Genomic DNA, 13,442 nt, shown 5'->3' with positions numbered 1-13,442 from the left:
TTAACATTTTAATGTTTTTGTATTAACTTTTTGAAGTTTATTTAAAAATAATCAAGTGTTTATTTATGATATATTATGATATATAATTGGTTTTTGAAGTAAATGAGTTGAGGAGAGCTTTCAGTATAACCAATTTTTTGTTTTATTTTTTATTTTTTTCAAAAAAAACTTTAAAAAATATTTGCAAAATGTTTGAAATTGTTATATATTATAGTTAGTACAGATTGACATGCAATGTGTCACTCTTAATATAAGGACCTGTTACCTTAAAGGGTTTATTAGGGACTTTGAGACCAGAGTTTCTAGTAAACCCTTTATTTTTGGTATACCAATAATAGTATTTTTTCATGGATTCTCAAATAGGGGCTTTAAGCCCCTATTTGAGAATATCATATTTATGATGGAAATTCGAAGTATTTTGTTAATTTTTATATTTTATTTTAAATCAAAAGTGTGATATCTGTTAATATGTAGTTGATATAAAATTTATTGTTAATTTCTCTATTTTAAACCTGTCTTTTATGTTAGGATTATAACTAATATTAGGGTTTATAGTTTTGGAAATGAGGCTTAATTTGAATTAATTTTTTAATTATACTTTTCTCCTTTTTTGTAGATATTGGTTAGAACCAATATCTATTTTGTATATATCAAAATTCGTGTCACAATAATTTACTTAATAATAAATTTTTTTGTAAGAAATTTTTAAGAATTTTATTTAATTTGAATTGTATTCAATCTTGTATTTTTGTAAAAACTTGTTTACAATTTATTTAAATGACATTTAAAAATAGAGAAGTAAAATATAATATTTTATTCAAGTCAAATTTAAGTACGGCTGATATTGCAAAAGTTTTGGATGTTAGTGAGTCTACCGTTTTAAAAGTTAAACTTAATATTTTAGGTGAGATTGCAAGTGGTCTAGGCAATACTGAGACTTCTTCTGTGTCTTCTAGTGATGTTGATGTGGATACCCTTGCCAGAGATGCAACATGTGAAGCTTATAGACTTGAAGGAGAGCGTGACAGTTTTTATAAATCGTTTTATAGCATTGCCAATTCTTACGTAAGTTCTCATTTTAAGTATAAAAAACTTACTCTGAGATCTGCTTTTAAAAAATTAATTGATGTTAATGAAGAAATTTTAAATTTAGAGAGGGAAATAAGTAATAGTGATGATAAAATTTTATGTAAAAAACTTAAATTAGATTTAAGGCAAAAGATTTATAAGAGGGATCGTATATCTAGAGAGCTTATTTTAAATGATATGAGAGAAGATTATGAGTGTTTGATTAAATTAAAAGAGATTTTTGATAAAGGTTTGAAGTTGGGGTGATTTTGGAGTTAAATGATTTATCAGTTTTTATTAAATTGCAAAAAAAATTTAAACAAAAATTTAATATTAATATTGCCACTTTTTCACAAAATAAAAAACGAGAAATTGATTTTAACTCGTTTGAAGAGAAGTATTTAACTCTTAAACAGAGAAGTATAGTGGAGGATATAAATAATAATTTTTGCTCTAAAATAATATTTAATGGTGGAATATCTAGTGGCAAAACATTTTTAGCATCGTATTTGCTGGTTAAGTTTTTGATTCAAAATAAACATTATTATCATAAAGATACTAATAATTTTATTGTTGGAAGTTCAATTGGTACATTGCTTACCAATACGCTTAAACAGATAGAGAAAATATGTAATCTTTTAAATGTAGAGTATGATTTAAAGGTTTCTCGCAATGTTTCATGCACCATTTCGGGTTTGACACTTAATGTTTATGGTGGGAAAAATAGTGATTCTTTCTTTAAGATTAGGGGTAGTAATTCTTCTTTGGTATATGTCAATGAGGCGACCTTAATGCATAAAGAGACTTTGCTTGAGATAATGAAAAGGCTTAGACAAAAACCAGCCATCATTATTTTTGATACTAATCCTGATAATCCTGCGCATTATTTTAAGACCGATTATATTGATAGATGCGATGTATATAGGACATATAATTTTAGTATTTATGATAATCCTTTAAATTCGAAAGATTTTATTGAAACACAGGAAATGATTTATAAAAATTTATCTGCGTACAAGGCCCGAGTACTCTTAGGAGAATGGACTGCTAGTGCTGATTCGTGTTTTAATGAAGTTCTTTTAAATGAAGATTATACATTTAAAAGTCCAATCATGTATGTTGATCCCGCATTTTCTGTTGGTATGGACAATACTGCTATTTGTGTGCTTGAGAGAATGGGTTGTAAGTATTATGCTTATGTTTATCAGGATAGAAAACCTATAAGTGATGGGTCGATTCTTAATGCAATTAGTGTTTTGGCAGAAAACTTTAATATTAATACGCTTTATATTGAAGATCGAGATAGTACTGATGGGCATGGATTTTTAACAAAAATTATGATATCTATTAGACAGAACATTAGTCATTATTTTAAAATATCAGCAGTTAAACCTTTAAGTAATAAGTTTGTGCGAATATGTACTCTAATACCCTTATTTAATGCTCGCAAGATAGAGTTTTTAAAAATTACGGATAAAAATGTTATAAATGATATTTATAGCTATAGTGGTGCTTTTAAAGGCAGAGATGATGCTCTTGATGCTTTGAGTGCTTGTTATTTACTCTTAAGCCTTGAATATAAAGATAGACTTAAACATTTTACCAAGAGCAGATATCTTTAAGATTATTGGATTTGAGTATAAATAAGTATGGAAAGTGTAAATTAAAAGCCACAGTTTCAAAACCGTAGCTTACGTAATTTTTCAAGTTCACTTTAATGGGATAATCATTGAAAGTGTGACTTTTTTAAAAATTATAGTTCAGTTTGTTTTATATACACATATTTTTCTTAAAATTAAAGTTGTATTCTTGTTAGATGTATTTCTTTAAAATTTCATGGTTCTATATAATGAATAATTATTTAATTAATTTATAAAGGTTTATATCTTTATAGCTAAAATGATCCCAGATAGTTTTAAGTACATTAATGTGTGTAGTTTAGTATATTGCATCTATTTATGTGCTATATATATATGTAATAATATAGTTGTTATTATTTAATATATGAGGTGGGAGAAGTTTAATGAGTAGAAAATTTATTATTTTACTAGTTGTTGTGTTCTTTTTTTGTGTTCAAGGTTATTTTACAAGCTTGAAGGCTATGTGGCAAGATAGAACTTTAAATTTGCAAAATGATCAAGAAGAAATGTCAGAGGTTTTCAAAGATAAGTTTGGATATATTCATTTAAAGAAAGTAGACGGTGATGTTTTTAAGAATATGAAAAATGAAAAGTCAGAAGGTATAATTGATGAGTTAAAACTTCCCGTTATTTCATTTGATATAGCAAAATTATCAAGTCCTTTTGATAATTTGGATATAGATTTTAGTTTTTTTAAAGTAAAATTTATCCACAATGTTCAAGATGGACAAATAAAGCCCGGTGGTCAAAAAAATCAAATTGTGGAAAAGATAAAAGATGCAAAATTAAAAAGTATAAGTCTTTTAGTTACAGATCCTGTTAAGAAAATTTTAGGCACAGATTATTTTCCTGAGATTTTAAATGAAATGAAAAAAAGGGGATTCCAACCCAGACATTTATTGATTATACTTTTAGGATTTAAAACTAATCTTGGAGAAGATATTAATTTAGAGATAAATTTTGATCATTTAAGTATTTTAGAGCAGGCTTTAGAGCAAAAAGATAAGATGATTCACATTGATGATAAAAATTCTTATGCATTAAAATTAAATTTTGCAACTAAGTCTGAGAACTATGATAAATTATTTTTGCCAGGTGAAATTAAATACGATAGTTCTGATGCTAAGTTGGTATTTAGAAATGAAGGTGAGCAGGATTACAGTCAAAATGATTCAACTGTAATACAGAAGCTTGAAGTTATTAAGATGTCTGTAGGTTATATTAATGTGTTAAAGAATTTGATTACTGTAAATCAGTTAAAGGATTTCCTTGATGAGAATAAGGATGCTATTTTAAGATCTGTAAAATGATAATTAGTTTTTTTATTAAGTAGTTAAGGCACTAAACAAAAATATTAAGGCTTTAAATGTTTTGTTTAGTGTTTTTGAAGTAAACTTTGCATTAAAGTTATTAATTATTTGTGAATCTCGCTATGATTTAATTGTGATTAGCATGGTTGTTAATCATTGAAGTTTATATGTTTTTATTAAGAGATTTTTTTAAGAGATATTACTAATTTAAGTTACATATGATAATAAATATAAAAAATGAATGCGCTTAAAGCGCATTCATTTTAATCTCTTTGAAATTTTTGTACCAGTCTTGTCAATTTCAAAATTTGAAATGACTATGACTAATCCTTAAAAACCTTAAAATTTTTTATGATAAGGCATCTTGGAATTTCTTAAGAATATTTGCAAAACTACCGTCTTTAGTAGCATCACCTTCTGCGAAACCTATACTTTTAAGTATTTCGTTCCATTCATTGCCGATTTCAGTTTGATTTGCACCTGTATTCTTTTTAGCAATTTCGATTGATTTTTTTGCAGCCAATGCTTTTAAGAATTTTTCTTCATTATCACTACCAATAGCTGTAAATGCAGCGCCTAACTTAGCCTCTTGATAAGGTTTAGCTGTTGTTTCTGCAGCTAAGAGAGCCTTAATATCGTTAAAGTTCTTAGCAAGAGCTGTTATCTTTGAGTGATCTTGAATAACTTTTATGTATTTATCACCTGTTCCTGTTCCGAGTTTTACTGGTTCAGGACATTCTTTTGGGCCACAGCTTAATAAAGTGAATAATGCTACCATAGCACATGAAATAATTTTTTTCATTAAACATTCTCCTTCTTATCGAGTTGTATTTAACACGATAATGTAATTGATTTATAATCATGTTATCATTTTTGATTGAAAAGCACAAGTGTATTCCATATTAATATAGCATATTAATTAATAAATAGGCTTGCGTAAATAATTTAAGATGTTTTGTTTATAGTTGTAGTAGCCAGTCTAAGAGTTCTGTCTTGTTTTTTAAGCCTGTATTTGTCTATATTTAAGTATATCTTAAGTTATATATTAATTTGTAATTTATTTAAGTAGATATAGACTTTTAAAAGCTGTTATCAATTTTTATTGAAGCTTAATTTATATTTTGCAATTTTTTAAAAATAATACTTGCTCTATTTAGATATTGACATATGTTTATTATTAATAACAAATAAGGCAATGCATGTTTAAGGAGAATGTTGTGGCGTTAATTTTATTCTAGCTTTGTTATTATTATCTTTCTTTCACATTTTGTGAACCAAAAAAACCTAAGTACTTAAAGAATAGGTAATAGTCTTAAGTTACAACATTGGCAGTTTAAACATTAATTTTGCTTAAATTGCACCAATTTAAATGCATGTGTCTTGTTTGGAAATTTTTATTTGTAATATGTTTAATATATATACATAACTATATGCATATTTTGTTAATGCATTAATGCTTGTAGACTTAATTTGTTTAGGTCGTTAGCTATATCATAGGATATTTGAGTGGCAGCTTTGCTTAATTGCTGAGCTAGCGTTGTTATGATACAAGATCCTACACTGTAGTTTATTAATCTATAGTGTAGAATTTTTGTATTTTTAATTTTAAATTCTTTATTAAAACCCATTAGGAACCCCATTATAGCCTGAAAGCAGGCGCAACAGTTTTAATTTTTGGATATTTGTTAAGTGTTTCTTGAATTAACTGAACAAAGTATGTGCTATCAAGTAGTATTTTATAATCAGTAATAGTATTTTTTGTCTTATTATTGACTGTTATTGTAGCTTTGATGTATTGAGATTGCGTGAGAGCCGTTATTACTTCTCTATTTTTATATGCTACCCAGAAAGGATTTGCTTTATCATATCCAGCTTCTTTTGAGAGTTCTGTTTTGTATGGTGTGGCAATTATTGTTGTTAGCACGATGAATGTTTCCTGTATTCTTGTATTGAAATCCAATTGAGGATCATCATCTAGATAGAAATTTGTAACTTCAATATCCTCACCATTATACTGGATTGTTTCAAATAGTATAACAGGCTTAATGTACCCACTAAATTTTCCTTCACTTTTAATAGGTGATATTGAATAGGAATACCTAAGTTTGTTTTCAAGTGATTTTATGGGTTTTTGATCTAATCCTTTAATGCTTATGGCTTTGTTTTTTGTCCATAATACTCTTAGGTTTTGTAATCCATAATTTGTAGGTACTGTAATGGGTGTGATTCCTTCTAGCATTGCATATGGTTCTTTGAATTCTTTTCTTGAGGACAGATTTATAAGATCCCCAGGTTTGTTATCTCCATTGTTATTCAATTGGCTTAAATAAGAATTACGTTTAATGATGCGTTGCCTAACTTGTTCTTGGTTTTGTTTGGCACTTATTGTCTTTTCATTATCGCATTGTAAGCAAAGTATCAATGTGGGCATTAATAGTAAGATTTTTTTATACATAAAATATTTCTCCTTAATTTATCTCTAAGTTAATTCATACCGTCTATTCTTTTGAGTAGACTTAGGTTAGAATTTTTTGTGTTGCATTTTTGCATAGGTTTTTATTATCTCATAAGTTTGTAATTTTATCATCTTTATTATTAGTTTAATATTAAACTAAGTACAATTTAATATTTGAGTGTTGATTTATACAAATTGTTATTTTATTGTTATTTTGTGCTCATGAGTACATAATCGGCATACAAATGTTGTAGAAATTTTAGTAATGCAATATAATTAGTATTGAGAAATTATGTTATTAAATATTATTTTTATCTTAACATTTTTAATTTTTGGCTGTTCATCTTCATCTTCAGAAACGGTTGAGGTTTTGCATAATGTCAGTGAAGGTACACTTCATACGAAGATGATTTTAAAAAATGATTCAGGGTTTGTTTATATGGATTATCCTAATAGGAGTAAAAAGGATAATAATAAATATTTTGTTTTGGATTTTAATATTAAAACTAATAAGGCCCTTAATCTTTTAAAGGTTTCTTTTAATGGTATTGAACTTGATCTTAAAGAGGTATTGTTATCTTATGATGATCGGTTGAAAATCGATGGAGAACAGTATGTTTTGCCTTTTGATGATTCAATTGAACTAACGGGATGTTGGATTTACTTAAATCCTGGGTTGATGGAACGTTTAAAATTGTTAGAATTTGCAAAAACTGAAGGTCTTAAACTTGATGTTGAGTGTATTGAGCGCAAGAGTGGTGTTAAGAATAATTTTTCTTTTAATAGCAGTGTAAGTAGTGCTCAGAAGTTTTTTGATCTTGTTGATAAGTTTGAACCCCTTTAAAGTTTTTGTTTGGCATTTGTTAGTAAAATATGTTTTGAGGAGAATAGAATGGATAAGATTAGGTCATTTTTATTTAAAATATATATTTTCTTGCTTATATGTTTTTGTGTGTTTTTCATGCTCTTTTTTACCATATACTTAAGCGGTTTAGTTTCAAATAGAATATTTGCAACAAGAGAACACTATTTTTCAAATCCATATACTAGTATGATAAGGGAGAATACTTGTTTTAAAGAGTTTGGTTTTCATAGCATCAAGAGTATTTTTTTTAGAGAGTCGTATGTTAATGAGGACTCTTCCGATTTTAAGTCTTTGCAAGATTCAGAGAGAGAAAAAATAGTTGCTTCTCATCCATCTTTTACTCTACGTCTTCAGGTAGTTGATAAAGGACGCTTAATGAAATTTAAAAATGTAGTCTTTGATGGAGTTGATGCTATATATAAAGATAAGATAACTAAACCAGAGTTTAATTCATCAGATGAGCCATGTTTTAGTATTATTTGTAATAAAGGTGTAGATCAAAAATATTTGGGTAAATATCCAGTTAAGGTGGTTAATGATTTAACTATTGCATTTAATGAGGCCCTATTTAGGGTTTTACGTGAGCAAGCAAAATTAAAAATTACTTTAATCTCTCATGATGATGTTGAATATAGTATTGAGACTAGTAACTTTTTATCTGATAGTAGATTTGATATTTTACATTAATTAATAATTACATTAATAAAATTAAAATTTTATTTTCATTTAATTTTTAGTGCATTAACCTTATCTTTTAAATAAAAATTTTAACTTTTTGCTATATATTATATGTTAATTTATTCATATTTTATGATTTAAAATATTTTTAAATATTTCTTAAGGAGATAAGGATAAGAGAAGATTATGAAAAAAAATCATATTGTTGTTTTATTTTTAACTACATTAATATTTGGTTGTGACCTTGCTGAAAGTTTATTGGCAGATGCTTTGGTAAAGTCGGAGGGTGCCCAAGCTGGGATGAGTATTCTTCAAGAAGTAGGGAAATCACTTATTGATAAAGTTGTTCCTCTTAAGGAAAAACAAGTTTTTGGTGTTAAAGTGACAGAAGGTGAAATTGCTGGAGTTAAAGAGGCTCTAGAAGGTGAAGAAAAGAGTCTAGAAGAAGGTTCTGAAGACAAAGAAGAAGAGCAAGAAGAAGTTTCAGATGAAGAAGATTCAGATGATAGTCAAAGTTCAGATGGTGTTGATTCTGTAGTTGCTGGAACTACTGTAGCTGAAGTTATTAGTTCTCAAACTGAATCTGAAACTGAAACTGTAGCTTCTAGCCAAAGAGTATCAAAGGCTCCAGAGACCTTAGTTGTTACTCAAGAAGTATCATCACAAACCGTTAGTGTAACTAACAGTGTAACTAAAGAAGAGGTTCAAAGTCCTGTTAAGCCCGCTGCTAAGAAACCAGATAATGGTGGTAAAAAAGCAGTGACAAATAAGGCTCATAAGAATGAAAATTCTAATAAACAAGGAAAATCAAGTTCGAGCTGGTGGAGTTGGCTTTTTAACACAGGTTGGAACCACGAGTGGTAAATTAATAAAAGGAAGCCTAAGTTGTTGTGAAATTAGACCTGAAATTATGATGAGAATAGACATGATTTTTTGTATGCTGATGATATTTCCGGATTGATTGATGTGTGATAACTGATATATCCTAAAGTGTATAAACTTTAGGGTATTTTTTTTATAATTTTTTAAAGTTTTTGTTTGAAAAGTTAAAATTATTGCTATAAATTATTGTTATTAGTATTTAAAGATAGATGTTAAGCAAATTATTAGGTTAGGAGATAAAAATAAAAGAATATTATGAAAACAATTCATATTGTTGTTGTATTTTTAGTTGTATTGACATTTAGTTGTAGTGTTAATGGTGAAACTGCTCCCATCACTCAGTCTATCAATTCATCTGTTTTTGCAGATGATGGTTTAATAAAAAAGGATGTTATTCATGAACTCACGTCTGTTTCCCAAAGACCAGAAGGCGTAGAAGATGCTGATAATCAAGAGGCAAAAGTTGTTGCTGGTGCTGATGGTAAATTAGGATTTAATGTTGATTTGAGTTTTGATACTGACTTAGCAAATATTGCATTTTTAATAACAAAAGCAACAAGTGGTAAACTTTTAGGGAGTGTTTTTGATACAGTTGTTGATGTCATTGAGGAAGGTATTGTGATTGGTGCTAGTCTTGCAGATCAGGTTGTTGAGGGTCTTTGTACAGTTGCGTTTCAAGGTGCAAAATATTTTACTTCTATTGGTAGTGCTTCTCAAATCATGGACTCTAGTGTGTCTTATGATCAAGCAACAGTATCACTTAAAGAAAATGAGATGTCTATAAGTTCAGGAGACAGTGTAGATGTAGATCAAAAGGTTCAAAAAGATTTTTCTGATATTGGGTTTAGCGGGTTATCTGGTATAACCTCTGAGGATTTCTCTAGGAATAAACATAAATTAAATAAATTCTTTGGATGGTTAAAAAGACATGAAAAAGAGAAGACAGAATTGATGGATTTAATGAAAAAGGTAGACGAAAAAGTTAAAGGAGATAATCAGCTGGTGGATGGTATTTTTTCAGATATGGAAAATCAGATAACAACAATTCTAGATGATAATACTGATTTAATGTCCTTTGTATTAGAGTATATTGGGTTATTATCTAACAATCGGAATGAATGTTCTTTAAGCCTATTGTTGCAAGGATTGCTTAAAATAAGAGACTATATTGGTGATAAAGATTTTGATACATCTGATTCTAATACATCTGATTCAGTTCATCAAAAAGCTTTAGGATCTATCAAAGGTTTTTTTAATACACATCTTAAAGCTTTAGAAAAACCTATTACTCGTTCTGTACGTTAATATATTAATTTACATACTTTAGAGTTTGTAAAAACTTTAGAGTATGTTTTTTTGATAATTGTTTTTAAAGTTTTTGTTTGATAAATTAAATTTATTGTTATAAATTGTTGTTTTGGTATTTAAAGATAGATGTTAAGCAAATTATTAGGTTAGGAGATAAAAATAAAAGAATATTATGAAAACAATTTATATTGTTGTTGTATTTTTAGTTGTATTAACATTTAGTTGTAATCTTTATAAAGGTTCAATGGTAGATGATCGGGCAACTAATTCTAGTGGTGTTTTTATGGATGTTGTCCAAGGAGTAGGTGATTTATTTGTTGATGGCATTATGATTATTCTTAAGGGAGCTGGTTACCAACCCTTAGAAGAGGATGGTGCGTTGGAAATTGCTAGTGATGATAATAAGGAAGCAAAAATTGCTGTTGCTAAGGAAGGAGTAGCCATTTCTGCTGATTTAAATGTTGATTCTGGATCTGCTGGTTCTAAAGACGTGTTTTCTGATCAAGGAGTTAATACTGTGGAAGTTATTCAAGCAGTAGTTCCTAGTAAGGGCAAAACTGTTACTGAAGTTGGATCAACAAATACCATTACTATAGATTCAAGTGAAGAAGATGAAGACGATGAGGAAGAAGATAAAGAGAGTGAATTATTTAATAGTATACTCCAAGCATTCTTTAAGTGGTTGAAAAAAAATGAATCTCAAAGACAAGAATTGACAAGTTTAATGAAGAAGGTGGATGAAGAAATAAAAGCGGGTATGCAGAAGAAATTAGAAGGTGTTCAAAAGTGGGCAGAAGATCTTGATTTGAATATGCAAAATCAGATAACAGGTCTTCTTGATGTTAGTGGTGATAGTAAGAATGAGAATGCTTATGATGAGGGTCTATCCTTTTTATTAGAATATGATAAAGACTCTGATAGTAATAGATATGCTGTAAAATTATTGTTGAAAAGATTATTATCTGAAATAGACAAGTATATTGACGATGAGTATGTTGATGAAATTGAGGATCAAGATTTTGAAGATAATGATGAGGTTAGTGAACAAATCTTTAAAGGGATAAAAGAGCGTTTTGATATGCATCTTAAAGACTTAAAAGAGCTTAAAGATCCTTCTATAAGTTAATGTTTTAATTGATATACCCTAAAGTTTTTACAAATTTTAGGGTGTATTTTTTTATTTAATTTTCCCATTTCCTTTTATTTTGAGTACTTTTCAAGTAAGAATTTTAAAAATTCCTTGAAATTCAATTTTATTGCTATATTATTATCTTAATATTTTGTGTGGTTTTTAATGAGGATGGATATGAAAAAATTTGGTATTATTGTTTTGTTTCTGAGTCCCTTGATATTGAGTTGCAAATTCTATGATATGGGAAGTACAAGTGATTGGTTAACTAATGATGATGGATTTGTTCAAGGAACAAAAGGTTTTGATGATTCTCCTTTCCGAAGACCGGATCGTGTTGACAAAGAGGTCTCGGCTGGTGGTAGGGAAATAGAAAAAGCTTTTAGTCGAAATTTAGGAGTTGCTGGTGGACAAAGAAAAGGCACAGATGATGTTAAGAATGGAATTGCTGGTGCCCGGGAATCGGGGGGTGTGCTTAAGGAAGCAGAAAATGCTGGTCAAAGAGACGTAGATGATAGTGGTGAAGGAATAAAAAATGATGTTATTCAAAATCTAGGGAGTGTTGGTGTTCAAGTAGCTGTAGGTAGTGAGAATAATGGAGATGATAGTGGTCAAGAAGCAGAAAAGGGTTCCCAAAACTTAGAAGATACTGGTACTCAAAGAGTAGTAAGTACTTCTGATTTAAATTCTCATTTAGGTGTTGAAAGCAAGGGTGGTATGTCTACTAACAAGGAAGGTATATCTACTAACCATGTAACAGAAAATAGAAATTCAATAAATTCAATTACTAGTACTAGTTCAGGGTTGAGTACTGCTTTACAAATAGCAGGAACGTCTACAAGAGCATCTGGTTATGAAGGAGAAGTTATTACTAATGCTCAAGATAGAAGTTTTATTGATACTAAAACACAGGATTCTAAAAAACAATATTCTGATTTTTCTGATCAAGATATAAGAGATAAAATTTTGGGAAATGTTGTTGGTGGCGTTGTAGACAATGTTATGAGTGGAATTGATAATGTTATTCAGGGAGCAGGAACTTTTGCTACAGCTGCTATGCAAGGCGTAGGCACTGTTATTGATGTGCTTCAAGATGTAGGGACTTTTGTTATAAGTGATATCCAAAACATGGGAGCTCGTATGTTTTTTGGTACGGGAGAGAGTTCTAGTGTTGCAAGTGAAGACAGCGAGTCAGTAATGAGTTTGAGTTCCAATGCTTCAAGTGAAGCTAAAGATACAACAGTGGGATTGAGTTCCAATGCTTCAAGTGAAGCTAAAGATACAACAGTGGGATTGAGTTCTGATGTTACAAGTAAAGGCAATAATGTAGCAGTGGGATTGAGTTCTGATGAGATTCAAATAATTGGGCGTTTAGAGAAATATCTTAAAAGTGCCATTAAGATTAATGGTAGGTCAGATTCTGATCAAAGTAAATTAGAATCCGGACACAAAAAGTTCTTTCAGTGGTTAAAAACAAGTGATACTAATGCTTCTAAGAGAAAAGAATTAGTACAAAATCTACAGAAGATATTTAATTTAATAAAAGAAAAAAGTTCAGATTCAACAGAGCTTAAGAAATGGATGCAAAGTATTGTAGATGATATTGAGAATAAAAGTACTATTATTGATATTAATAGTGATGATAAATTAAATAATGATAAAGAGGTAGACTTTTTAATAGAAAAAACTCTTGGCTCTAGTGATTATAGTGGATTTGCTGTGAGTTTGTTGTTCCAAGCATTGGCAGATACTCTTTATGATAGTGAAAATAGTCGTGATAAATCTGAAGAACAGATATTTAAAGATCTAAGGAAAGTATTTTCTGATAAAAGTGAAGGGGTTTTAGAGTTTAAATCTAAAATTGAAGCTACAAATTAATGTAATGATTTGAAAAATTTGCTCTAAGTTTGTAAGGGCCTTAGGGTAAGTTCTTATTTAGTTTTGTTTGATTTATGCAGGGTGGTAAATCTTTTTTAAATTATTATATGCAAATTAACGTGTATGTACATTTATATTATCTTTTACTTCAAGATACTTTTTTTGATAATAATTTGAGTTATTACTTTAAATTTAAATTTGTTGATTTGTATTATTTTGATATTTAAAA

At 28.8% G+C, this 13,442-nt stretch carries 12 protein-coding genes; 9 read left to right on the top strand and 3 right to left on the bottom strand.

The window, feature by feature from the left end; genetic code table 11:
• Window positions 1-777 precede the first annotated feature (777 nt).
• From bpSLO_RS05770 to bpSLO_RS05760, 3 genes are all read left to right on the top strand, one after another.
• Window positions 778-1,335, top strand: coding sequence for a hypothetical protein (locus tag bpSLO_RS05770; protein ID WP_025375913.1), 558 nt, complete (start codon window positions 778-780; stop codon window positions 1,333-1,335).
• Window positions 1,336-1,337: 2 nt separating this feature from the next.
• Window positions 1,338-2,690 carry a PBSX family phage terminase large subunit gene (locus bpSLO_RS05765; protein WP_246989996.1) on the top strand — a complete coding sequence of 451 codons (1,353 nt, stop codon included), beginning with the start codon at window positions 1,338-1,340 and terminating at the stop codon, window positions 2,688-2,690.
• 401 nt (window positions 2,691-3,091) lie between these two features.
• Window positions 3,092-4,018: a hypothetical protein gene (locus bpSLO_RS05760; RefSeq protein ID WP_025375911.1), complete on the top strand. Its 927-nt coding sequence runs from the start codon at window positions 3,092-3,094 to the stop codon at window positions 4,016-4,018.
• Between the two features lie 349 nt (window positions 4,019-4,367).
• Here the strand turns inward: bpSLO_RS05760 and bpSLO_RS05755 are convergent, their stop codons facing one another.
• The 3 genes from bpSLO_RS05755 to bpSLO_RS05745 all read right to left on the bottom strand — a co-directional run bounded on the left by bpSLO_RS05755 (window position 4,368) and on the right by bpSLO_RS05745 (window position 6,473).
• Complete coding sequence (locus bpSLO_RS05755) at window positions 4,368-4,796, bottom strand: hypothetical protein (RefSeq protein WP_241763483.1); 429 nt, start codon at window positions 4,794-4,796, stop codon at window positions 4,368-4,370.
• A gap of 664 nt (window positions 4,797-5,460) precedes the next feature.
• Entirely contained in the window at window positions 5,461-5,646 is a 186-nt protein-coding gene (locus tag bpSLO_RS05750; protein ID WP_246989964.1) for a hypothetical protein, read from the bottom strand.
• 11 nt (window positions 5,647-5,657) lie between these two features.
• The gene (locus bpSLO_RS05745) at window positions 5,658-6,473 is read right to left on the bottom strand and encodes a p23 cell envelope protein (protein ID WP_246989963.1); all 816 of its coding nucleotides are present in this window, start codon (window positions 6,471-6,473) and stop codon (window positions 5,658-5,660) included.
• A gap of 292 nt (window positions 6,474-6,765) precedes the next feature.
• Between bpSLO_RS05745 and bpSLO_RS05740 the strand changes: the two genes are divergently transcribed.
• From bpSLO_RS05740 to bpSLO_RS05715, 6 genes are all read left to right on the top strand, one after another.
• Window positions 6,766-7,317, top strand: coding sequence for a hypothetical protein (locus bpSLO_RS05740; RefSeq protein WP_025375908.1), 552 nt, complete (start codon window positions 6,766-6,768; stop codon window positions 7,315-7,317).
• 48 nt (window positions 7,318-7,365) lie between these two features.
• Window positions 7,366-8,025, top strand: coding sequence for a hypothetical protein (locus bpSLO_RS05735; RefSeq protein WP_025375907.1), 660 nt, complete (start codon window positions 7,366-7,368; stop codon window positions 8,023-8,025).
• Window positions 8,026-8,202: 177 nt separating this feature from the next.
• Window positions 8,203-8,880 carry a hypothetical protein gene (locus bpSLO_RS05730; protein WP_246989962.1) on the top strand — a complete coding sequence of 226 codons (678 nt, stop codon included), beginning with the start codon at window positions 8,203-8,205 and terminating at the stop codon, window positions 8,878-8,880.
• Window positions 8,881-9,153: 273 nt separating this feature from the next.
• Complete coding sequence (locus bpSLO_RS05725; protein ID WP_246989961.1) at window positions 9,154-10,203, top strand: hypothetical protein; 1,050 nt, start codon at window positions 9,154-9,156, stop codon at window positions 10,201-10,203.
• A gap of 175 nt (window positions 10,204-10,378) precedes the next feature.
• Window positions 10,379-11,332 (top strand): hypothetical protein, encoded by a 954-nt coding sequence (locus bpSLO_RS05720; protein WP_246989960.1) that lies wholly within the window; start codon window positions 10,379-10,381, stop codon window positions 11,330-11,332.
• Between the two features lie 246 nt (window positions 11,333-11,578).
• Window positions 11,579-13,213, top strand: coding sequence for a hypothetical protein (locus tag bpSLO_RS05715; protein ID WP_246989959.1), 1,635 nt, complete (start codon window positions 11,579-11,581; stop codon window positions 13,211-13,213).
• The last annotated feature ends 229 nt before the right edge of the window (window positions 13,214-13,442 follow it).

It is taken from the genome of Borrelia parkeri, from assembly GCF_023035815.1.
GTDB classification, from domain to species: Bacteria; Spirochaetota; Spirochaetia; order Borreliales; family Borreliaceae; genus Borrelia; species Borrelia parkeri.
The sequence above is the reverse complement of the archived record's forward strand: the minus strand, read 5'-3'. Positions and strand labels throughout refer to the sequence as shown.